Source organism: Streptomyces sp. B21-105, assembly GCF_036898465.1.
Taxonomy (GTDB): domain Bacteria; phylum Actinomycetota; class Actinomycetes; order Streptomycetales; family Streptomycetaceae; genus Streptomyces.
The window spans coordinates 3,498,314-3,519,483 of record NZ_JARUMJ010000001.1; the positions used below are offsets into that span (position 1 = coordinate 3,498,314).

Below are 21,170 nucleotides of genomic sequence, written 5' to 3' on the forward strand. Positions count from 1 at the left end.
CGCGCGAGCGCCCGGACACCACCGCCGACGGGCGCCCGATCTTCCACGTCTTCGCCTCGCCGGTCGGGCTCATCCGCGAGCCGACCGTCTCCGGCACCCGCGAGGACCTGACCTCCGCCCGCACCCGCACCGCACCAGCACCCGGCAGCGTCTGCCTCCGGACATGCGACTGCCCGGGACGCTGGTCCCGGGCAGTCGGACGTCATGCGAAGGGCGTCTGGTACCGCCCGCTCATCGCCGGAGGCGCTAGCGCTGCTCGACGGGGACGAAGTCGCGCTCGACCACGCCGGTGTAGATCTGGCGCGGGCGGCCGATGCGGGAACCCGGCTCCTTGATCATCTCGTGCCACTGGGCGATCCAGCCCGGGAGGCGGCCGAGGGCGAAGAGGACCGTGAACATCTCGGTCGGGAAGCCCATGGCCCGGTAGATGAGGCCGGTGTAGAAGTCGACGTTGGGGTAGAGGTTGCGCGAGACGAAGTAGTCGTCGGAGAGCGCGTGCTCCTCCAGCTTCAGGGCGATGTCCAGCAGTTCGTCGGACTTGCCGAGGGCGGAGAGGACGTCGTGCGCGGCCGCCTTGATGATCTTCGCGCGCGGGTCGAAGGACTTGTACACCCGGTGGCCGAAGCCCATCAGGCGGACGCCGTCCTCCTTGTTCTTCACCTTGCGGATGAAGGAGTCGACGTCACCGCTGCCCGCCTGGATGCCCTCGAGCATCTCCAGCACGGACTGGTTGGCGCCGCCGTGCAGCGGGCCCCACAGGGCGGAGATACCGGCCGAGATCGACGCGAACATGTTGGCCTGGGACGAACCGACCAGGCGGACCGTGGACGTGGAGCAGTTCTGCTCGTGGTCCGCGTGCAGGATCAGCAGCTTGTCGAGCGCGGAGACGACGACCGGGTCGAGGTCGTACTCCTGGGCCGGCACGGAGAACGTCATGCGCAGGAAGTTCTCGACGTAGCCGAGGTCGTTGCGCGGGTAGACGAACGGGTGGCCGATCGACTTCTTGTAGGCGTACGCCGCGATCGTCGGAAGCTTGGCGAGCAGCCGGATCGTCGAGAGGTTGCGCTGCTTCTCGTCGAACGGGTTGTGGCTGTCCTGGTAGAACGTGGACAGCGCCGAGACCACCGACGACAGCATGGCCATCGGGTGCGCGTCGCGCGGGAAGCCGCGGTAGAAGTTCTTGACGTCCTCGTGCAGCAGGGTGTGCTGCGTGATGTCGCTCTGGAAGACGGAGAGCTCGTCCACGGTCGGCAGCTCGCCGTTGATCAGGAGGTAGGCGACCTCGAGGAAGGTCGACCGCTCGGCCAGCTGCTCGATCGGGTAGCCGCGGTACCGGAGGATGCCCTGCTCGCCGTCAAGGTAGGTGATGGCGGATTTATAGGCGGCGGTGTTGCCGTAGCCGCTGTCCAGGGTCACCAGACCGGTCTGGGCGCGGAGCTTCCCGATGTCGAAGCCCTTGTCGCCGACGGTGCTGTCGATCACCGGGTAGGTGTACTCGCCGTCGCCGTACCGCAGTACTACAGAGTTGTCGCTCACGTCATCCCTCACCGACGTTGTGCCTCTTCTTCGAGGTTGCCCTGACTGTCTCTACCATCCCCCATTTGGCGCACGAGAGTGCACTCGGGGTCGACCAATGGGCTCATCGACGGCACTCAGTGCCGCCAACCAGCTCATCCTGCCGCCTCGGTCACGGCCTGGGAAGTGCTCTGTGACCTTCGTGACTCATTTGATCGATCATTTTTTCGCCGCCCCCGCCGCCCCGCGCCGCCGCCGCGGATCGCTCGGGCGGCCGGCTCAGGTCACCGGCCCGCGAGCCGGAAGTCCAGGGCCGTGCAGCGGCGGCCCGCCGACACCGTGCGCACCGCCTGGCCGATCGCCTTGCGGGAGCCGACGAGGACGACCAGCTTCTTCGCGCGGGTGACGGCCGTGTACAGAAGATTCCGCTGCAGCATCATCCATGCTCCGGTGGTGACGGGGATCACCACCGCGGGATATTCACTTCCCTGGGAGCGGTGGATGGTCACCGCGTACGCGTGGGCCAGCTCGTCCAGCTCGTCGAACTCGTACGGGACCTCCTCGTCCTCGTCGGTCAGCACCGTGAGCCGCTGGTCGACCGGATCGAGCGAGGTCACCACGCCCACAGTGCCGTTGAAGACACCGTTCTTCCCCTTGTCGTAATTGTTGCGGATCTGGGTGACCTTGTCGCCGACGCGGAAGACCCGGCCGCCGAAGCGCTTCTCGGGCACGTCGGGGCGGCCGGGCGTGACCGCCTGCTGGAGAAGGCCGTTCAGGGCGCCGGCGCCGGCCGGCCCGCGATGCATGGGCGCCAGCACCTGCACGTCCCGGCGCGGATCCAGACCGAACTTGGCCGGGATGCGCCGGGCGGCCACGTCCACCGTGAGGCGGCCGGTCTCCTCGGTGTCGTCCTCGACGAAGAGGAAGAAGTCCTTCATGCCGTCGGTGACCGGGTGCTGTCCGGCGTTGATGCGGTGCGCGTTGGTCACCACGCCCGACTGCTGTGCCTGGCGGAACACGCGCGTGAGCCGCACCGCCGGAACCGGACTGCCGTCGGCCAGCAGATCGCGCAGGACCTCGCCCGCGCCGACGCTGGGCAGCTGGTCGACGTCCCCCACGAAGAGCAGGTGCGCGCCCGGCGGCACGGCCTTGACCAGCTTGTTGGCAAGGAGCAGGTCCAGCATCGACGCCTCGTCGACCACCACCAGGTCGGCGTCCAGCGGGCGTTCGCGGTCGTAGGCCGCGTCGCCGCCGGGCTTGAGCTCCAGCAGGCGGTGGACGGTGGACGCCTCCGCGCCGGTCAGCTCGGCGAGCCGCTTGGCGGCGCGGCCGGTGGGCGCCGCCAGTACGACCTTCGCCTTCCTCGCGCGGGCCAGCTCCACGATCGAGCGGACGGTGAACGACTTGCCGCAACCGGGGCCGCCGGTCAGCACGGCCACCTTCTCGGTCAACGCCAGCTTGACGGCGGCCTCCTGCTCGGGGGCGAGCTCCGCCCGCGTGCGGGACTTCAGCCAGGCCAGCGCCTTCTCCCAGGCCACGTCACGGAAGGCCGGCATCCGGTCCTCGTCGGTGCGCAGAAGGCGCAACAGCTGGGCGGAGAGGGAGAGTTCGGCCCGGTGGAAGGGGACCAGGTAGACGGCCGTGACGGGTTGTGCCGCTCCGCCGTCCGGCCCCGGGACCTTCTCCCGGACGACTCCGGGGTCCTCGCCCTCCTCGGGGGGCGCCGCGAGGCCGGCGAGGCACTCGATGACCAGGCCGGTGTCGACCTGGAGCAGCTTCACGGCGTCGGCGATCAGCCGCTCCTCGGGGAGGTAGCAGTGACCCTGGTCGGTGGCCTGGGACAGCGCGTACTGGAGGCCGGCCTTGACCCGCTCGGGGCTGTCGTGCGGGATGCCGACGGACTGGGCGATCTTGTCGGCGGTGAGGAAGCCGATGCCCCAGACGTCGGCGGCGAGCCGGTAGGGCTGGTTCTTCACGACGGAGATGGAGGCGTCGCCGTACTTCTTGTAGATGCGGACCGCGATGGAGGTGGACACCTCGACGGTCTGCAGGAAGAGCATGACCTCCTTGATCGCCTTCTGTTCCTCCCAGGCGTCGGCGATCTTCTTCGTACGCTTGGGGCCGAGCCCGGGGACCTCGACGAGCCGCTTCGGCTCCTCCTCGATGATCTTCAGGGTGTCCATGCCGAAGTGCTGGGTGATGCGGTCGGCGAAGACCGGCCCGATGCCCTTGATCAGGCCGGATCCCAGATAGCGGCGGATGCCCTGGATGGTGGCGGGCAGCACGGTCGTGTAGTTCTCGACGGTGAACTGCTTGCCGTACTGCGGATGGGAGCCCCAACGGCCCTCCATGCGCAGCGACTCGCCGACCTGGGCGCCGAGGAGCGCGCCGACGACCGTGAGGAGGTCGCCCGCGCCCCGGCCGGTGTCGACACGGGCGACCGTGTAGCCGTTCTCCTCGTTGGCGTACGTGATGCGCTCGAGCACGCCTTCCAGCGTGGCCGTCCGCCGCTCGCCCGCCGCCTGGGCGGCCCCCGTCTCTTGGGACATGAACCGACCGTACCGCCCGGCACCGACAACCCGGTCCGCCCGGAACCGGCAGCACGGCCCGGCGGGCGACGACAGTCCGGTCCGGCGGGCAGCCGGGGTCAGTCCCTGTCGACGATCACGCAGGTGCCGACCACATAACCGGTGACACCGCTCCTCGTGACCTTCACCCAGCGCTTGCTGACGATGCCGCACTTCTCGTACGAGGAGGTCCCGTAGTGCATCGTGCAGTCGGCCGGCGCGCTCTGGCCCTTGTTGAGCTGGGCGAGACCCGTGCCGCCAGTGCTCTTCGTGGCCCGGATGACGACGGTCTCGAGGGCCTTGGCGGTACAGCTCGCCGCGGACGCTGGAGTGGCGACGACGAACGAGGTCCCGACCAGGGCGGCCGCCCCCATGGACGCACCGAGTATCCGGACTGCGCGCATATTCGATTCTCCCCTCTCGATTGGCACGGGCATGCCACCCGTGACGACAGGGGCAGCCTAGGACAGGCCTCGTGCGCGTCGGCGTCCCTCCGGCGGCCGCACATCACGATCCGGTTGCGGGATGAGGCGGAGGGGTTGATTCCGCCTCATGGGCGGCGAAGGCGCGCGGCGGTCCGCCGTCTGCTCCTCGGCAACGGCGCGCTCACCGCGCTGATCGTCCTCGTCATCGCCATGTCGGCGCTGTCGGGCGACTTCCTGACCACCGACAACCTGCTCAACGTGGGCGTCCAGGCGGCCGTGACCGCCGTCCTCGCCTTCGGCGTGACCTTCGTGATCGTCGCGGCGGGCATCGACCTGTCGGTCGGCTCAGTGGCGGCGCTGTCGGCCACCGTGCTCGCCTGGAGCGCGACCCAGCACGGCGTGCGGGTGGTCCTGGCGGTGATGCTGGCCGTCGCCACGGGCATCGCGGCCGGTCTGGTGAACGGTTTCCTCATCGCGTACGGCAAACTGCCGCCGTTCATCGCGACGCTCGCGATGCTGTCCGTGGCGCGCGGACTGTCGCTGGTGATCTCCGAGGGCTCCCCGATCGCCTTCCCCGACTCGGTCTCGCACCTCGGCGACACGCTCGGCGGCTGGCTGCCGGCGCCGGTGCTCGTCATGATCGTGATGGGTCTGCTCGCCGCGTTCGTGCTCGGCCCCACGTACATCGGGCGCTCGATGTGCGCCATCGGCGGCAACGAGGAGGCGGCCCGGCTGTCGGGTCTGCGGGTGAAGAAGCAGAAGCTCGCGATCTACGCGCTGTCCGGGGTTTTCGCGGCCGTGGCGGGCGTCGTGCTGGCTGCCCGGCTGTCGTCGGCGCAGCCGCAGGCCGCCGACGGCTACGAGCTGGACGCGATCGCCGCGGTCGTCATCGGCGGCGCCTCCCTCGCCGGCGGCACGGGCAAGGCGTCGGGCACCCTGATCGGCGCGCTGATCCTCGCGGTGCTGCGCAACGGCCTGAACCTGCTGTCGGTCTCCGCGTTCTGGCAGCAGGTCGTCATCGGCGTGGTCATCGCGCTGGCGGTGCTGCTGGACACCGTGCGCCGCAAGGCGGGGGCGACCCCGGTGACGGCCGGGTTCGGCTCGGGCGGCGGCAAGGGCAGGCAGGCGGCGACGTACGGACTCGCGGCGGTCGTGACCGTGGCGATCGTCGGCGCGACCTCGCTCCTGCACGGCGGCGGTTCGTCGACCGCGAACCCGCGGATCGGTCTGGCGCTGTCGACGCTGAACAACCCGTTCTTCGTGCAGATCCAGGCGGGCGCGAAGGCCGAGGCGAAGAAGCTGGGCGTGGACCTGACGGTCACCGACGCGCAGAACGACGCCTCGCAGCAGGCCAACCAGCTGCAGAACTTCACCAGTTCGGGCCTCGACTCGATCATCGTCAACCCGGTGGACTCGGACGCGGCGGGCAACTCGGTGAAGGCCGCCGACAAGGCGAAGATCCCGGTCATCGCGGTCGACCGGGGCGTCAACAAGGCCTCGGTGGACGCGCTCGTCGCCTCCGACAACGTGGCGGGGGGCGAGCTGGCCGCGAAGACGGTCGCCGAGAAGCTGGGCGGCACCGGCAAGATCGTGATCCTCCAGGGCCAGGCCGGCACGTCGGCGGCCCGGGAGCGGGCGGAGGGCTTCGCCAAGGGGCTGAAGGCCTACCCGGGCATCCAGGTGGTCGCCCAGCAGCCGGCCGACTTCGACCGCACCAAGGGACTCGACGTGATGCCGAACCTGCTCCAGGCCCACCCGGACGTGCAGGGCGTCATCGCCGCCAACGACGAGATGGCGCTCGGCGCGATCAAGGCGCTCGGCGCGAAGGCCGGCACGTCGATCCAGGTCGTCGGGTTCGACGGAACTCCGGACGGGCTGAAGGCCGTTGAACAGGGCACGCTGTACGCGTCCGTGGCGCAGCAGCCGTCGCAGCTGGGGAAGATCGCCGTGGACAACGCGGTGCGGGCGCTGCAGGGCAAGAAGGTCGAGGAGACGGTGAAGGTACCGGTGAAGGTGGTCACGAAGGAGAACGTGGCCGGGTTCAGCGGCTGACACCGAACACGAAGGCGGGCGGTCACCCTTCTCGGGACCGCCCGCCTCACGTCACGTTGCAGGGGAGTCACTTCATGTACGACTACGACCTTCTGGTCGTGGGGTCGGCCAACGCCGACCTGGTGATCGACGTCGAGCGGCGTCCGGAGGCCGGAGAGACGGTGCTCGGCGGCGACCTGGCGGTCCACCCCGGCGGCAAGGGCGCGAACCAGGCCGTCGCGGCGGCCCGTCTCGGCGCGCGTACGGCCCTGCTGGCGCGGGTCGGCGACGACGCGCACGGCCGGCTGCTGCTCGACTCGCAGCGGGCGGCCGGGGTCGACACGGCGGGCGTCCTGGTGGGCGGGGCGCCGACCGGCGTCGCGCTGATCACGGTGGACCCGTCGGGCGACAACAGCATCGTGGTGTCACCGGGCGCGAACGGCCGGCTGACGCCGGCGGACGTCCAGGACGCCGGCCGTCTCGTCCGGTCCTCCCGGGTGGTGTCGGCGCAGCTGGAGATCCCGCTGGAGACGGTCGTGGCGGTGGCGGCGAGCCTGGAGCCGGGCAGCCTCTTCGTGCTGAACCCTTCCCCGCCGCGTCCGCTGCCCGCCGTGCTGCTCGCGGCCTGCGACACGCTGATCGTCAACGAGCACGAGGCGAAGGTGCTCCTCGGCGACGCCGCCACCGGCGAGTCGCCCGAGGACTGGGCGCGGACCCTGCTCGCCAGGGGGCCGAAGTCCGTGGTCGTGACGCTGGGTTCGGAAGGCTCGCTGGTGGCGACCGCGGAGGGCGTCGCCCCGATCGCGTCCGTGAAGGTGGACGCCGTCGACACGACGGGGGCGGGTGACTCCTTCACCGCGGCGCTGGCGTGGAAGCTGGGCACGGGCGCGTCCCTGGCCGAGGCCGCGGCGTACGCGGCGCGGGTCGGGGCGGTCGCCGTGACCCGGCGTGGCGCGCAGGAGTCGTTCCCGACGGCGGACGAGGTCGAGGCGCTCGCTTCCGGGGACGGTGAGGTCCGGTGAAGAAGACCGGGATCCTCAACCGTCATCTCGCCGGTGCGCTGGCCGAGTTGGGGCACGGCGACGGGGTGCTGGTGTGCGACGTCGGCATGCCGATACCGGACGGCCCCCGGGTCGTCGACCTCGCCTTCCGGGCGGGGATTCCCTCGTTCGCGGAAGTGGTCGACGGGCTGCTCGACGAACTGGTCGTGGAGGGGGCGACGGCGGCGGAGGAGGTCCGCGAGGCGAACCCGGCGGCGGCCGGGCTGCTGGCGGACCGCTTCCGGGCACTGTCGTACGTCCCGCACGAGGAGCTGAAGGAGCTGTCGGCGGGGGCCCGGCTGATCGTCCGCACGGGCGAGGCCCGCCCGTACGCGAACGTGCTGCTCAGGTGCGGCGTCTTCTTCTGAGACCCGCCGAGGGGGCCCGCCGACGGGGGGCGCCGGTCGGCGCAAAAGCTTCGAGGGGGTCTGGTCCATCGACCAGGCCCCCTCGGCTTTTCCCCTCCGTACCAGAACCCCCGCGATCCCCCCGGATCCCCCTCCAGAAGCCCTGACGCCACGTATGACACGCGGAGTCGCGGAAGGGTTGCACGGCTTCCGGAAATTTCTGGCAGCCCTTCCGACGCCCACAGCGCGGTGCGAACGGCGGAGCGAACAGAACGGGCCAAAGGCACATGCCGGACGCATCAAACACCTCCCGGGCCCATTGCATCACTTGTAATGAACCGCGCTGGTCAAACGGGTGACACGGGCAAATCGCCCTCCATGATGTGGTCGTTCACCGCCCCTCCCGCAAGGAGTACGACCATGTCGGAGACAGCCGAGCCCAACGTCGGCGCCTTCACCCTCGGTGCCGCCGTCACCGCCGAACCCGCCCGCCCCGTCGAGGTGCCTGACCACGAGGACTGGACCCTGCCGAACGGCTTCGCCTGGATCTTCCGGGGCGAGGGCAACGACACCCCCGGCAATCTCGTCCGCCCCGTGATCATGGCCGACGGATTCAAGCTCGGTCGCAGCGAGCTCGACAAGCTGTACCAGGGGCTGGAGGGCGGCCATCCCTTCATCAGCGAACTGCGCCGCCGCGGCAGGGACGTGATCCTGCTCGGGTTCGAGGAACGCAGCGCGTCGATCCTGGACAACGCGGAAGCCGCCGTCGCCGCCGTCATGCAGGCCAACGCCCAGAAGCAGGGCGACGCCCCCCTGGTCGTCGGCGGGTTCAGCATGGGCGGCATCGTCACCCGTTACGCGCTGGCCAAGCTGGAGAGGCAGCGGGTGCATCACCAGACCGCGCTGTACTTCTCCTACGACAGCCCGCACCGCGGCGCGTCCATCCCCATCGGCGTGCAGGCGTTCTCGTACTTCATCCCGTTCGCCAACGACTTCGCGAAGCAGATGGACAGCCCGGCGGCCCGTCAGATGCTGTGGCGCCACTACGACAAGGACACCGGGAAAATCGGCGTCGCCCCGGAGCGCACCGAGTTCCTGGCGGCGCTGGACCGGGTGGGCGGTTGGCCTCGGATCCCCCGCACGATCGCCATCGCCAACGGACGCGGCGACGGGATCGGCCTGCCGGACGTCGCGCCCGGTGACATCGCGCTGCGGATCGACCGGATCTACCCGGGCACCACCTTCTACACGCAGGCCCAGGGCGACGACGTGACGGTCGCCTACCTGAACCGGCGCTTCCCCAAGGCCGACGACACCATCACCACCGACGGCTTCCCGGAGCTGGACGGCGCGCCCGGCGGCACCCTGCACACGTACAAGATCCTCGCCGACGCGATGGAGAAGCTCGGCGGCACGGTGGACCTGCGGCACGAGGAGGTGTGCTTCGTGCCGTCGGTGAGCGCGGTCGCCATCCGCGACATCGAGACGCAGGCCGACCTGTACGCGAAGGTCGACGAACTGTCCCCGGACGAGAGCGAGTTGGACGACTTCGTCTGTTCGTCGACGACCACGCCGCACACCGGGATCACCGAGGAGCTGTGCACCTGGCTGCTGGACCGCCTGCCCGACTGACGCGCCGCGTCACGCCCAGGCGTCAACAGGGGCCGCCCATCCGCTCACACCTGGCGGAGGGTGGCCCCTTCGCCACTCTCGGGAGCGGGCGGCAGGGGGTCGGAGACGAACCATCCGCGTTGTGGAACGGCGTACACCCAGCTTTCGTCCGCCAGCAGGCCGAGACCTCGCCGCACGGTGGTCCGCGCGATGCCGTACTTCTGCACAAGCTGAGCCTCGCTCGGCAGCATCCGCCCGGGCTGCCAGTCGCCGCGTTGGATCTGCGCCCGCAGAATCTCGGCCAGCTGTCGGTACGGGGTCAGTGGCGCTCCGTGGTCGATCTCAGCGTCGGGGTTCATGAAGTCGACGCTAGGCAACGGGAGTGCTACTCACACTTTGGGATACGTCTCGCTACGAATCGATACAAGGCGATACGATGAGGCCCGCCCAACGAGAACGCCCCGGCGGGAAGGGTGAGAGCTTCCGTGCCGGGGCTGAGCCGACTACAGAGGAGTCGACCTGTGCGCAGCCTACTGGCCGCCATCCTGAGCCTTTTCCTGCCGCCGCGCGGAGCGCGCCGCCGCCTCGCACCCGACCCGTTCCCGGCGGTCTCCGCGCAGCAACCCGCTCACGCCCGTCGTACGCGGCCGCGCCCCGGGGACGTGATCCTCGCCGACGGCCTGCCCCTGGTCAGGCCGTACCTCGCCGTCTGGGAACGCGAACGCGACGCCCTGGACCGCGGGCGCCTCCAGCGGGAACGGCGGCGCCCGGCGGTCCTCGCCACCCTTGGACAGGACTACGTCCCGGCGGAGGCCGCCGCGTGAGCGCGCGACGGTTCCGCAGCCTCGGCGTCGACCCCGCCACGGGCAAGGAGTCGTTCGTGGTCGCGCGTTCCGGCGGCGTGCTGGAGGAACTGGCCGACGCGCACGCGCTGAAGGCCTCCGCCGTCCTGGTGGCGGTCGTCGGGGCCGTTTTGGAGGCCGGCAGGTCGTCCGACGCCGAACTCGCCGCGTTCGTGCCGTCGCTGCACGCGGCGCTCGAAGAATGCGTCGGCATCATGGCGGCGGACAGGGAGCGCTCGGCATAGCGTGCTCGGCGTAGCGCCGTCAGTAGCTGAGGCCCCTGAAATGCAGGAACGCGGACCGCAGTTCGGCGTCGAGGAGGAGGTCGAGGATCTCCTCCTCCCCCGCGAACAGGGCGTCGGCCGCCGGATGGCCGGACTGATGGAACATGGCGACCAGCACGTCGATGAGGGGACGGTTCCAGGTGACCCGGACGATTTCCGTCGCCTTGTCACGCTGTCCCCTGTCCATGGCTATGCGCCACAGCTCGATGGAGTGCCTGGCCGTCGCGTAGGCGTCCCTGCGGCCTTCCACCAGGACTGCTCTCGTGTTCAGGCCGAACACCTCGATACAGGCCTGCCCCCGGTCGGTCAGCCCCCGGTACGTTCCGAGCGGGAGCACCAGCCGTAGGTGGTCCAACGGGTCCTCGGCCGACGGGTCGACGAGCAGCGGGCTGCCGTCGGCCGCGGTGGGGAAGAGGTTCCGCTTCTGGTTGCTGTTGCAGAACGAGCAGGCGAGCAGATGGTTGAGCCAGTCGAAGGTACGCAGCGGAGCGAGGCTCTTCGGCTCGAAGTGGTCGATGTCGGTGCCCTGGCTGTCACCGCAGTACATGCAGCGTTCGCGGCCGGGCGCCATCTCCGCGAGCCCGGCGACGAGTGCGGGGCGGACCTGCCGGCGGTTCGCCCAGAGTTCCCTCGCCCGGTCCTTGCGTTCCTTCTCCGTGGCCCGCTGCCGGATTTCGGCGGTGTAGTCCGCCAGTCGTTCCGTCGTGGCCGCGGGCAGGAGGGCACGGCGCAGACGGATCACTCCGCGTCGTCTTTCGCGCCCTCGGCGTCCTTCGCCCCCTCGGCGATCTCCTCCGCCAGGCGGTGGAGGTGGGCCGACACCTCGTCCACGCGGGCCGACGGCGAACTCGCGAGCCGTGCCTTCAGCTCCTTGTAGCGCGCCAGCGACTCGCCGGACGTGGTCCCGTCGTAGATCCGTGCCTCCAGGTCCACGAACTCGGCCCTGGCCCGTTCGGCGCGCTCCGAGTACGGGGTGTCCAGGCCGAACAGGTCCGAGAGGACCGCGTCGTCGCCGCTGCCGTACACCACCCGGTCGTACAGGTCCTGGCCGATGACCTCGGGTGGGAGCGCCTCGTCCACGCCGGGCAGTCTGATCAGACCGCCGGGATCCGCGGCCTGGCAGATGTACGGGCTGTGGGTGGTGACGATGAACTGGATGCGGGGGAAGTGGGAGGTCAGCCACGGGCCGATACGGCGCTGCCAGGAGACGTGCAGATGGGCGTCGATCTCGTCGATGATGACGACACCCGGCGTCATCAGACGCATCGACCCGTCGTCGACCTCCGTGAGGCCCGACTCCCACAGGTCGGCGCCGAACGCGTCGTGCAACTGCTTGAGGACGTCGACGACCAGAGCGGCCACGGTACGGAATCCGTCGCTCATCTCCCGCATCGGGAAGCGGCTGCCCTGCCGCTCCACCCATAGGCCGTCGGAGTCGACGTCGACGATCCGGTAGCCGTCCGGCAGCAGTCCGTCGCCGAGGAGTGCCAGCGCGAACCGCTTCAACCTGGCGGCGCCCGGGCGGCGTTCCAGCGCGCGCAGATGCTGCTCGATCAGCCAGGCGACGCCTTCGGCGAGCGAGGCGTCCTCGTGGAAGAGGCTCGCGTGCCTGGCCACGGGCCCGGACGTCAGCATCAGCCGCTGCACCTCGCCCGAACCGCCGGCCATCCGCCGGAACGGCCCGTAGGCCGCACTGAACCAGCCCGCGGGGTTGTCCGCCCACGGCCCGCGACGGGCGATGCTGGTCTGTGCCTTGGTGTACCTGATCTCCTGCAGACCAGGAAGGACGCCTCTGCGGACGGGGACCCGGCCGGCCATCCCGTCCCGGGGCGTGGTCCAGCGGAGTCCGGCGGGGACCGCGCCGGCAGGGGGGCGGCCCTGCGAGAACCGGTCGTGGTTCGCGTCCCGGACGATCTCGACTTTGACCTCCCCCGCGGTGCTGTGCTCGGTCACCCAGTTCTCGAAGCCCGGCACCAGACCCCGTGCCACCGCGGGACCGCTGAGCGCCAGCGCCATGGCCCGCAGCAGCGTCGTCTTGCCCGACCCGTTGCGACCGGCGAGCACCGTCCACCCGGCGTGACTGCCGTCGGGGCGGGTCAGGACGAGGTCGACCTCGCGGGGGCCGTGGAAGGATTTGATGTCCTTCACGAGGATCCGGCTGACGTACATGGGCGGCGGCGTCCGTTCGTCGGGGTGTCGCGCCCGATCCTACGACCGTGGCCTGCCCGTTCGTATCAGGAGCGGGCAGGCCACCGGAGCGTCACGCTGCCTGCCTCAGGCTGCCGTGTGGGACACGAAGCGTTGCGCGGTCTCGGCGAGGACTTCCCGCCCGTCCCTCGCCCACAGGCCGTCGTTGAACAGCTCGACCTCGATCGCGCCCGTGTAGCCGGCCGCCTCCACGTACCCCTGCCACTCGCGCATGTCGATCGCGCCGTCGCCGATCTGGCCGCGGCCGGTCAGGACGCCCTCGGGGAGCGGGGTCGTCCAGTCGGCGAGCTGGAAGGTGTGGATGCGGCCGCCCGCGCCCGCCCGGGCGATCTGGGCGGGAGCCTGGTCGTCCCACCAGATGTGGTACGTGTCGACGGTGACGCCGACCTGGTGGGCCGGGAAGCGTTCGGCCAGGTCGAGGGCCTGGGCGAGGGTGGAGACCACGCAGCGGTCGGCGGCGTACATGGGGTGCAGCGGCTCGATGGCGAGTTTCACCCCGTGTTCCTCGGCGTAGGGGCCGAGGACGGCGAGGGCGTCGGCGATGCGTTCGCGGGCGCCGTGCAGGTCCTTGGAGCCGGCGGGCAGGCCGCCGGAGACCAGGACCAGCACCTCGGTGCCGAGGGCCGCCGCCTCGTCGACCGCCCGGCGGTTGTCGGCGAGGGCCGCCGCCCGCGCGTCCGGGTCGATCGCCGTGAGGAAGCCGCCGCGGCACAGGGTCGTCACCGTCAGGCCGGCGTCGTGGACCAGCTTGGCGCTCGCCTCCACGCCGTAAGTCTGCACGGGCTCGCGCCACAGGCCGACGTTCGTCACGCCCAGGTCACCGCAGGCGGCAACCAGCTCGGGCAGCGACAGCTGCTTCACCGTCATCTGGTTGATGGAGAAGCGGGTCAGATCCGGGCTGCTCACTGGGTCACTCCGTACAGGGCGAGCACGTTCTTCATCCGCTCCTCGGCCAGCTTCGGATCCGGGAACAGGCCGAGGCCGTCGGCGAGTTCGTAGGCGCGGGCGAAGTGCGGGAGGGAGCGGGCCGACTGCAGTCCGCCGACCATCGTGAAGTGCGACTGGTGGCCTGCCAGCCAGGCCAGAAACACCACGCCCGTCTTGTAGAAACGGGTGGGCGTCTGGAAGAGGTGGCGGGAGAGCTCGACCGTCGGATCCAGCAACGAGCGGAAACCCGTTACGTTCCCCGTGTCGAGGACGCGGACCGCCTCCGCCGCCAGCGGGCCCAGCGGGTCGAAGATGCCGAGGAGGGCGTGGCTGAAGCCCTGCTCGTCGCCCGCGATCAGCTCCGGGTAGTTGAAGTCGTCGCCGGTGTAGCAGCGCACGCCCTGCGGCAGCCGGCGCCGGATGTCGATCTCGCGCCCGGCGTCCAGCAGCGAGACCTTGATGCCCTCGACCTTGTCGGGGTGGACGGCGATGACCTCGAGGAAGGTGTCCGTGGCCGCGTCCAGGTCGGACGAGCCCCAGTAACCGTCCAGCGCCGGATCGAACATCGGGCCCAGCCAGTGCAGGATCACCGGCTCGGCGGACTGGCGCAGCAGGTGGCCGTAGACGTCCAGGTAGTCCTCGGGGCCGGTCGCCGCCGCGGCCAGGGCGCGCGACGCCATCAGGATGGAGCGTGCGCCGGAGGCCTCGACGAGGGCGAGCTGCTCCTCGTAGGCCGCGCGGACCTCGGCGAGCGTCCCGCCGGCGGTGAGCTGGTCGGTGCCGACGCCGCAGGCGATGCGGCCGCCGACGGCCTTGGCCTCGGCGGCGGAGCGGCGGATCAGCTCGGCCGCGCCCGCCCAGTCCAGGCCCATGCCGCGCTGGGCGGTGTCCATCGCCTCGGCGACGCCGAGCCCGTGCGACCACAGGTGGCGGCGGAAGGCGAGGGTGGCGTCCCAGTCGACGGCGGCGGGCGAGTCCGGCGACACGTCCGCGAACGGGTCGGCGACGACGTGCGCCGCCGAGTACACCGTGCGGGAGGTGAAGGGCGCGCCGGTGGTGAGGGCGAGCGGCTCGGTGCGGGGTTCGTAGGTCCGCAGGCCGCCGTTCGCGTCGGGCAGCTGGAGGGTCACAGCGTGACCTCCGGGACCTCGAGGCGGCGGCCCTCGGCGGAGGACTTCAGGCCGAGCTCGGCGAGCTGGACGCCTCGGGCGCCGGCCAGCAGGTCCCAGTGGTAGGGAGCGTCGGCGTAGACGTGCTTGAGGAACAGCTCCCACTGGGCCTTGAAGCCGTTGTCGAACTCGCCGTTGTCGGGCACCTCCTGCCACTGGTCGCGGAAGACCTCGGTGGCGGGGATGTCGGGGTTCCAGACCGGCTTGGGGGTCGCGGAGCGGTGCTGGACGCGGCAGTTGCGCAGTCCGGCGACGGCCGAGCCCTCGGTGCCGTCGACCTGGAACTCGACGAGCTCGTCGCGGTTGACGCGGACGGTCCAGGAGGAGTTGATCTGCGCGATGGCCCCGCCCTCGAGCTCGAAGACGCCGTAGGCGGCGTCGTCGGCGGTGGCGTCGTAGGGCTTGTCCTGCTCGTCCCAGCGCTGCGGGATGTGGGTGGCGGTGAGCGCCTGGACGGACTTCACCCGGCCGAACAGCTCGTGCAGGACGTACTCCCAGTGCGGGAACATGTCGACGACGATGCCGCCGCCGTCCTCCGCGCGGTAGTTCCAGGACGGGCGCTGGGCGGCCTGCCAGTCGCCCTCGAAGACCCAGTAGCCGAACTCGCCGCGCACGGAGAGGATCCGGCCGAAGAAGCCGCCGTCGATGAGGCGCTTGAGCTTGAGCAGGCCCGGCAGGAACAGCTTGTCCTGGACGACGCCGTGCTTGACGCCCGCGGCGGTGGCCAGCCGGGCCAGCTCCAGGGCGCCGTCGAGGCCGGTGGCGGTGGGCTTCTCGGTGTAGATGTGCTTGCCGGCGGCGACGGCCTTGCGGATCGCCTCCTCGCGGGCGGAGGTGACCTGGGCGTCGAAGTAGATCTCGACGGTCGGGTCGGCGAGGACCGCGTCGAGGTCGGTGGAGACGTTCCGCGGGTCCAGTCCGTGCTGTTCCGCGAGCGCCTTCAGGGCATGCTCCCGACGACCGAGAAGGACCGGTTCCGGCCACAGCACGGTGCCGTCGCCGAGGTCGAGGCCGCCCTGTTCGCGGAGGGCGAGGATGGAGCGGACCAGGTGCTGGCGGTAACCCATGCGCCCGGTCACGCCGTTCATGGCGATACGCACCGTCTTGCGTGTCACGTCGATCCCTTCGTAGGCGTCGTGCGCAGCGTGCCTGCGCGTTCCGTACGCGGTTGTGCGCGCCGCGTACGCCTCACTCCTGATCAGCGGTACAGCAAGCGCTTTCTATACAGGAAGAAGCTAGCCTCTGACCGGTGGTCCGGACAAGACCGTGTCCATCCCGAGTTGTTCGAGGGGGCGAACAACAGGGGTCCCGGGCCGTAAGGTCTGCTCGACACGCCCGGAACCGCGCTCACCATGGTGCGGTCCACCAGGGCGGATGCGGATGACGACGTACGACGAGATGCGTGACCGGAGGACTGACGAGATGACGGTGACCCTGGCGGACGTGGCGGCCCGCGCGCAGGTCTCGCCCGCGACGGTGTCGCGCGTGCTGAACGGAAACTACCCCGTAGCCGCTTCCACGCGGGAACGGGTGCTGCGGGCGGTCGACGAGCTGGACTACGTGCTGAACGGACCGGCGAGCGCGCTGGCGGCGGCGACCTCCGACCTCGTGGGCATCCTGGTGAACGACATCGCGGACCCCTTCTTCGGGATCATGGCGAGCGCGATCCAGTCGGAGATCGGGGGGCCGGGCGGCCGGGCCGGAGGCGAACGGCTCGCGGTGGTCTGCAACACCGGGGGCTCGCCCGAGCGGGAGCTGACCTATCTGACGCTGCTTCAGCGGCAGCGGGCCGCGGCCGTCGTGCTGACCGGCGGGGCCATGGAGAACGAGCCGCACGCGGCCGCCGTCGCGGCCAAGCTGCGCAAGCTGGGCGAGGCGGGCACCCGCGTGGTGCTGTGCGGGCGTCCGCCGGCCCCGGACACCGCGGCGATCGCGCTGACCTTCGACAACCGCGGAGGCGGGCGGGAACTGACCGAGCACCTCCTCGGCCTCGGACACCGCCGGCTCGGCTACATCGCCGGACCCGAGGAGCGCACCACCACCCGGCACCGGCTGGAGGGCCACCGGGCGGCGCTGGCCGCGGCCGGCATCGAGGAGGACCCGCGCTGGACCGTGCACGGGCCCTACGACCGGCGGGCGGGCTACGAGGCGACGCTGGAGCTGCTGCGCCGGGACCCGTCCCTGACGGCGGTGGTGGCGGCCAACGACTCCGTCGCCCTCGGTGCCTGCGCCGCCCTGCGCGACTCGGGCCTGCGCATCCCTGACGACGTCTCGGTGGCCGGCTTCGACGACCTGCCCTTCAGCGTCGACGCGGTGCCCTCCCTGACGACCGTACGGCTGCCGCTGGCCGAGGCGGGAGCTCGGGCGGGCCGCATCGCGATGGGCCGCGAGGAGCCCCCGCCGGGCGGAATCGCCGTGGTGCGGGGCGAGTTGATGGTGCGGGGGTCCACGGGGGTGCCGCGAGACTGACGCCGCCACCGCGTACGCCTCCGGCGCCGTGTACACCTCGGCCGCCGCGCACGCCGCCGCGTACGCCGCCGCCTACCGCCGCGAATGCCGCCGCCTCACGAGCGGGCCGAGCCCGTGGAGGCCATACGGAACGGCGGCCCCGTCGGGGCAACGGGCATCGGAGCCCGAGGGCTGAGCGGGACGCCGCCGAGGCGGTGAGCGTCGGGCGCTGGCCGGCCGCCCGGCGTGCGTCGGGCACGGGGCGGCCGCCGATCTCGGGCAGGGGCCGGGTGTCCGGTGGGTGACTGCGTCGTCGGTTTCGGAGGGTTTACGCGACCGCGAAACCGTCCGGCACGGCCACGCCCTGGTCGTTGGCGGCGACGACCACGTTCTGGACCACACCCGAGCTGTGGTTCGTCTGCGACAGCAGGTCGAAGATCGTGGAACCGGTCGCCGCGACTAGGCACCCGGCGACCGCGCCGGCGTATGCCGCGGCCGTCACGGCGGCCGCTTCCGCGGCGATCCCACCGAGTCCGGTGAATCCGGCCGCCTCCAGGGCTGCCAGCGTGATCTCCATGCCTCCTGCGGCCTCCGCCGCGTGGTGGACCTCTTCGAGGAACTCGAGGACCTCCCCGCCGGACTCCAGGGCCTGCGCGGGCGTCGGCAGTCCGGAGCTGTGCATGCAGAACGTGAACTCCCCGTCGAAGCTCATGGTCTCTCCCTCTTTTCGCTGTCCGGCCCCGGCCGGACGGCGTCGCTCTGTCGCGGCGCGTGGGTCGCATGGGTGTGGCCACACAAGGGTGCGGCAAGACAGACAAGGTGGATGAATCCTGGCGTTCTTCGCCGAAGGCAGTACGCGCGAGCAACCCGGCTCACTCGCTCATGGCTGCGATCTCAGGATCGCGCGGCCCGCAGCACCCCGCAAATCAGCGATCTCCGGTCCCACTGGACCCGCGTCGCCGCCCGGGTGAGAGTGGGGGTATGAAGTTCGCCTTCTCCACTCTCGGTGTTCCCGGTCTGCCCCTTCCCCAGGTGCTGCGGCTCGCGGTCGCGCACGGCTATCACGGCGTGGAGTTGCGCGCCCATCCCGAGGAGCCGGTCCATCCGGGTCTGAGTCCCAACGAACGGACCGAAGCCGCCGCCGCGTTCAAGGCGGCCGGCGTCGAGGTGCTGGGGCTCGCCGGGTACGCGCGCGTCGCAGCGCCGGGCAGCGACGAGCCCGTCATCGAGGAGATCCGCGCCCTCGCCGGTCTCGCCCGCGATCTCGGGGCGCCCTTCGTCCGCGTCTTCCCCGGCGGCGCGGACGGGCAGTCCCCCGACGAGGCCGACGCCGTCGCCGCCCGGCGGCTCGCCGTCGCCGCCGAGTTCGCCGCCGACCTCGGCGTACGCGTCCTGCTGGAGACCCACGACTCCCATCGCACCGGCGCGGACGCCACCCGCGTCCTCGGCCTCGTCGGGCACCGGCAGGTCGGCGCGCTGTGGGACGTGATGCACACCTGGCTGGGCGGCGAGCAGCCGCAGGAGACGTACGCGGCGCTCGCCCCGTACCTCGGCTATGTGCAGGTCAAGGACATCGCGTCGGCCGACGACACCACGCCGCTGGCGCTCGGCGCCGGAGTGCTGCCGCTCGCCGAGTGCGTGGAGGTGCTGGCGCGCCACGAGTGGGACGGGTGGCTGTGCTGGGAGTACGAGAAGCGCTGGTACGAGGCCGCCCAGCCGCTGGAGGGCCTCCTGGACGCCGGACGCGCACACCTGGGACAGCTGTTGAACGACTCGGCGTGAGGCCTGGTGGGGGCCGGAGGGGGCAGGCCCTCTCCGGGCCGGGCGGAGCGCCGTGCCGCGTCCGTCGCCGTGCTCACCCTGCCGTCGGCAGGAACCGCGCCACCCGCTGCGCCAGCCGCCGCTCGCAGTCCTGCCATTCGTCGGCCGTGACGGCGAACATCGCGGAGTCGCGCAGGAGGCCGTCCTCGCCCGGCGCCCAGGAGCGGGACCAGTTGCGCAGGACGCCCTCGAAGCGGGCGCCGACGCTCGCGATGGCGGCGCGGGAGCGGCTGTTGCGGGCGTCCGTCTTCAGGTCCACCCGGGAGACGCCCCACTGTTCGAAGGCGTGTCGGAAGAGGAGCAGTTTGGCCTCGGCGTTGACGCCCGTGCCCTGGGCGGAGCCGGCCAGCCAGGTGTAACCGACTTCCACGGCGTCGAGTTGCTCGTCGGTCCGCCAGGAACGCGGCTCCAGGTACGCGGTCGCGCCGACCACTCGGCCGGAGGCGAGGGATATCTGCGCGTAGGGCGCGAGCCGGCCGGTCGCCGCGCGGGCGAGCTGGGCGTCGACGTAGTCGCCCATCTCGTCCGCGCGCGGGACCCAGGTGAAGGCGTACGTTTTCCGGTTCTCCTCGGCCGCCGCCGCAAGTCCGGCCGCGTGCCGGTGTTCCAGCGGCTCCAGACGCACCAGCGCGCCCTCGAGAACCGGTCCCTCCAGTGTCGCGGTCACCCGTCGGCGTCCTTCCGCAGTGCCTTCGCCAGCTCCCCGAACGCCTCGTGGAAGCCGGGGAAAGTCTTGCGGACGCAGCCCGGGTCGTCGAACGAGATTCCGGGGACGCGCAGCCCGGTCACGGCGAAGGACATGACGATGCGGTGGTCGCCGTAGGTCTTGATGTCGGCGCCCGTGGGAGCGCCGCCCGCGCGGGGGCCGTCCGTGTCGGGGCGGATCTCGATCCAGTCGGGGCCGGTGGCCACCTCGACGCCGAGCCGCCGCAGGTTCTCCGCGCAGGCCTCCAGCCGGTCGCACTCCTTCACGCGGGTGTTCGCCACGTCCTCGATGCGCACCGGGCCGGTGGCGAAGGGGGCGAGCGCGGCGAGGGTCGGCATGGTGTCGGAGATGTCCCGCATGTTGACGGTGACGCCCCGCAGTTCGCCGGTCCCGGCCACGGTGGTGCGGTCCGCGCCGACGTCGACGCGGGCGCCCATCCGCCGCAGCACCTCAACGAACCCGAGGTCGCCCTGGAGCGCGCCAGCGCCGAGGCCCGGCACGCTCACCTCGCCGCCGGTCAGCGCGGCCGCCGCGAAGAAGTAGCTCGCGGTGGAGGCGTCCGGCTCGATCGCGTAGTTCGTCGCGCGGTAGCCGCCGGGCGGGACGACGTACGTGTTCCCCTCCCGTCCGACCTCCACGCCGAAGGCCCGCATCATCGCGATCGTGATCTCGACGTACGGGACCGAGACCAGGTCGGTGACGGTGACGCGCAGGCCGGTGCGGGTCAGCGGGCCGAGCAGGAGGAGCGCGGTGAGGTACTGGGAGGACTGGCCGGCGTCCAGCACGACTTCGCCGCCCTCGACGCCGGCCGCCCGCACGGTCAGCGGGTGGTGGCCCTCCGCCTCCTCGTGCCGCAGGTCCACGCCCAGGTCGCGCAGGGCGCGGGTGAGCGGGAGGAGCGGGCGGCGGCGCATCTGCGGGGAGGCGTCGAAGCGGTAGACGCCGTGGCCGGCGGCGGCGAGGGCGGGCAGGAAGCGGGCCGTGGTCGCGCCGTCCCGGCAGAAGACGTCGGCCTCGGCGAGCGCCGGACCCTGCGGCCGGCCGTCGATCTGCCAGGCGTCGGGCGTCCGGCCGACGCGGTAGCCGAGCCGCGTCAGGCCCTCGGCGAACCCCTCGGTGTCGTCGGAGCGGAGCGGGCGCTGGAGGGTGGTGACGCCGTCGGCGGCCGCCGCCAGGAACAGGGCGCGGGCGGTGATGGACTTGGAACCGGGGATGTCGACGAGGACCAT

The 21,170-nt window shown here is 71.4% G+C and carries 20 protein-coding genes; 8 read left to right on the top strand and 12 right to left on the bottom strand.

Annotation, left to right across the window (positions count from 1 at the left end; translation table 11 throughout):
• Positions 1-246 precede the first annotated feature (246 nt).
• The 3 genes from QA802_RS15715 to QA802_RS15725 form a co-directional block, all read right to left on the bottom strand.
• Positions 247-1,536, bottom strand: a complete 1,290-nt coding sequence (locus tag QA802_RS15715; RefSeq protein WP_319172005.1) for a citrate synthase — start codon at positions 1,534-1,536, stop codon at positions 247-249.
• Positions 1,537-1,799: 263 nt separating this feature from the next.
• On the bottom strand, positions 1,800-4,064 hold the full coding sequence (gene recD2 / locus QA802_RS15720) for an SF1B family DNA helicase RecD2 (protein WP_319172004.1): 2,265 nt from the start codon (positions 4,062-4,064) through the stop codon (positions 1,800-1,802).
• Positions 4,065-4,162: 98 nt separating this feature from the next.
• Entirely contained in the window at positions 4,163-4,486 is a 324-nt protein-coding gene (locus QA802_RS15725) for a hypothetical protein (protein WP_319172003.1), read from the bottom strand.
• Positions 4,487-4,621: 135 nt separating this feature from the next.
• Between QA802_RS15725 and QA802_RS15730 the strand changes: the two genes are divergently transcribed.
• The 4 genes from QA802_RS15730 to QA802_RS15745 all read left to right on the top strand — a co-directional run bounded on the left by QA802_RS15730 (position 4,622) and on the right by QA802_RS15745 (position 9,557).
• Entirely contained in the window at positions 4,622-6,559 is a 1,938-nt protein-coding gene (locus tag QA802_RS15730) for an ABC transporter permease/substrate-binding protein (RefSeq protein ID WP_334522673.1), read from the top strand.
• A gap of 74 nt (positions 6,560-6,633) precedes the next feature.
• Complete coding sequence (gene rbsK, locus QA802_RS15735; RefSeq protein ID WP_334522675.1) at positions 6,634-7,560, top strand: ribokinase; 927 nt, start codon at positions 6,634-6,636, stop codon at positions 7,558-7,560.
• Positions 7,557-7,946 (top strand): D-ribose pyranase, encoded by a 390-nt coding sequence (rbsD, locus tag QA802_RS15740; RefSeq protein WP_334522677.1) that lies wholly within the window; start codon positions 7,557-7,559, stop codon positions 7,944-7,946. Before rbsK ends, rbsD begins: the two co-directional genes overlap by 4 nt.
• Positions 7,947-8,345: 399 nt before the next feature.
• The gene (locus tag QA802_RS15745; RefSeq protein ID WP_319172000.1) at positions 8,346-9,557 is read left to right on the top strand and encodes an esterase/lipase family protein; all 1,212 of its coding nucleotides are present in this window, start codon (positions 8,346-8,348) and stop codon (positions 9,555-9,557) included.
• Positions 9,558-9,601: 44 nt separating this feature from the next.
• On the opposite strand, the gene QA802_RS15750 is transcribed toward QA802_RS15745, so the two are convergent.
• Positions 9,602-9,895 carry a GntR family transcriptional regulator gene (locus QA802_RS15750; RefSeq protein WP_334522680.1) on the bottom strand — a complete coding sequence of 98 codons (294 nt, stop codon included), beginning with the start codon at positions 9,893-9,895 and terminating at the stop codon, positions 9,602-9,604.
• Positions 9,896-10,057: 162 nt separating this feature from the next.
• Between QA802_RS15750 and QA802_RS15755 the strand changes: the two genes are divergently transcribed.
• Positions 10,058-10,360, top strand: coding sequence for a hypothetical protein (locus QA802_RS15755; protein ID WP_334522682.1), 303 nt, complete (start codon positions 10,058-10,060; stop codon positions 10,358-10,360).
• Positions 10,357-10,623 (top strand): hypothetical protein, encoded by a 267-nt coding sequence (locus QA802_RS15760; RefSeq protein WP_334522684.1) that lies wholly within the window; start codon positions 10,357-10,359, stop codon positions 10,621-10,623. The genes QA802_RS15755 and QA802_RS15760 overlap by 4 nt, the downstream gene beginning before the upstream one ends.
• Positions 10,624-10,642: 19 nt before the next feature.
• On the opposite strand, the gene QA802_RS15765 is transcribed toward QA802_RS15760, so the two are convergent.
• From QA802_RS15765 to QA802_RS15785, 5 genes are all read right to left on the bottom strand, one after another.
• A complete protein-coding gene (locus tag QA802_RS15765) occupies positions 10,643-11,404 on the bottom strand; it encodes an HNH endonuclease (protein ID WP_319171997.1) in 762 nt (253 codons plus the stop codon).
• Positions 11,401-12,831, bottom strand: a complete 1,431-nt coding sequence (locus tag QA802_RS15770) for an AAA family ATPase (protein WP_334522686.1) — start codon at positions 12,829-12,831, stop codon at positions 11,401-11,403. The genes QA802_RS15765 and QA802_RS15770 overlap by 4 nt, the downstream gene beginning before the upstream one ends.
• A 105-nt stretch (positions 12,832-12,936) precedes the next feature.
• A complete protein-coding gene (locus tag QA802_RS15775) occupies positions 12,937-13,737 on the bottom strand; it encodes a sugar phosphate isomerase/epimerase family protein (RefSeq protein ID WP_416071002.1) in 801 nt (266 codons plus the stop codon).
• A gap of 35 nt (positions 13,738-13,772) precedes the next feature.
• Positions 13,773-14,927, bottom strand: coding sequence for a dihydrodipicolinate synthase family protein (locus QA802_RS15780; RefSeq protein ID WP_334522690.1), 1,155 nt, complete (start codon positions 14,925-14,927; stop codon positions 13,773-13,775).
• On the bottom strand, positions 14,924-16,081 hold the full coding sequence (locus tag QA802_RS15785; protein ID WP_306952183.1) for a Gfo/Idh/MocA family protein: 1,158 nt from the start codon (positions 16,079-16,081) through the stop codon (positions 14,924-14,926). The genes QA802_RS15780 and QA802_RS15785 overlap by 4 nt, the downstream gene beginning before the upstream one ends.
• Before the next feature lie 157 nt (positions 16,082-16,238).
• Between QA802_RS15785 and QA802_RS15790 the strand changes: the two genes are divergently transcribed.
• Positions 16,239-17,435 carry a LacI family DNA-binding transcriptional regulator gene (locus QA802_RS15790; protein ID WP_443042280.1) on the top strand — a complete coding sequence of 399 codons (1,197 nt, stop codon included), beginning with the start codon at positions 16,239-16,241 and terminating at the stop codon, positions 17,433-17,435.
• 307 nt (positions 17,436-17,742) lie between these two features.
• Here the strand turns inward: QA802_RS15790 and QA802_RS15795 are convergent, their stop codons facing one another.
• The gene (locus tag QA802_RS15795) at positions 17,743-18,126 is read right to left on the bottom strand and encodes a hypothetical protein (protein WP_334522695.1); all 384 of its coding nucleotides are present in this window, start codon (positions 18,124-18,126) and stop codon (positions 17,743-17,745) included.
• 269 nt (positions 18,127-18,395) lie between these two features.
• Between QA802_RS15795 and QA802_RS15800 the strand changes: the two genes are divergently transcribed.
• Complete coding sequence (locus QA802_RS15800) at positions 18,396-19,196, top strand: sugar phosphate isomerase/epimerase family protein (RefSeq protein ID WP_334522697.1); 801 nt, start codon at positions 18,396-18,398, stop codon at positions 19,194-19,196.
• A gap of 73 nt (positions 19,197-19,269) precedes the next feature.
• Here the strand turns inward: QA802_RS15800 and QA802_RS15805 are convergent, their stop codons facing one another.
• Both QA802_RS15805 and aroA read right to left on the bottom strand, forming a co-directional pair.
• Entirely contained in the window at positions 19,270-19,902 is a 633-nt protein-coding gene (locus QA802_RS15805) for a GNAT family N-acetyltransferase (protein ID WP_319172109.1), read from the bottom strand.
• Complete coding sequence (aroA, locus tag QA802_RS15810; protein WP_334522701.1) at positions 19,899-21,170, bottom strand: 3-phosphoshikimate 1-carboxyvinyltransferase; 1,272 nt, start codon at positions 21,168-21,170, stop codon at positions 19,899-19,901. Before aroA ends, QA802_RS15805 begins: the two co-directional genes overlap by 4 nt.

What these genes read in the sequence shown, in the direction of transcription:
- QA802_RS15775 (WP_416071002.1), bottom strand. Translation starts at nt 13,737, where the DNA reads ATGACGGTGAAGCAGCTGTCGCTGCCCGAGCTGGTTGCCGCCTGCGGT.
- QA802_RS15750 (WP_334522680.1), bottom strand. Translation starts at nt 9,895, where the DNA reads ATGAACCCCGACGCTGAGATCGACCACGGAGCGCCACTGACCCCGTAC.
- QA802_RS15800 (WP_334522697.1), top strand. Translation starts at nt 18,396, where the DNA reads ATGAAGTTCGCCTTCTCCACTCTCGGTGTTCCCGGTCTGCCCCTTCCC.
- QA802_RS15745 (WP_319172000.1), top strand. Translation starts at nt 8,346, where the DNA reads ATGTCGGAGACAGCCGAGCCCAACGTCGGCGCCTTCACCCTCGGTGCC.
- QA802_RS15795 (WP_334522695.1), bottom strand. Translation starts at nt 18,126, where the DNA reads ATGAGCTTCGACGGGGAGTTCACGTTCTGCATGCACAGCTCCGGACTG.
- rbsK (WP_334522675.1), top strand. Translation starts at nt 6,634, where the DNA reads ATGTACGACTACGACCTTCTGGTCGTGGGGTCGGCCAACGCCGACCTG.
- QA802_RS15725 (WP_319172003.1), bottom strand. Translation starts at nt 4,486, where the DNA reads ATGCGCGCAGTCCGGATACTCGGTGCGTCCATGGGGGCGGCCGCCCTG.
- QA802_RS15770 (WP_334522686.1), bottom strand. Translation starts at nt 12,831, where the DNA reads ATGTACGTCAGCCGGATCCTCGTGAAGGACATCAAATCCTTCCACGGC.
- recD2 (WP_319172004.1), bottom strand. Translation starts at nt 4,064, where the DNA reads ATGTCCCAAGAGACGGGGGCCGCCCAGGCGGCGGGCGAGCGGCGGACG.
- aroA (WP_334522701.1), bottom strand. Translation starts at nt 21,170, where the DNA reads ATGGTCCTCGTCGACATCCCCGGTTCCAAGTCCATCACCGCCCGCGCC.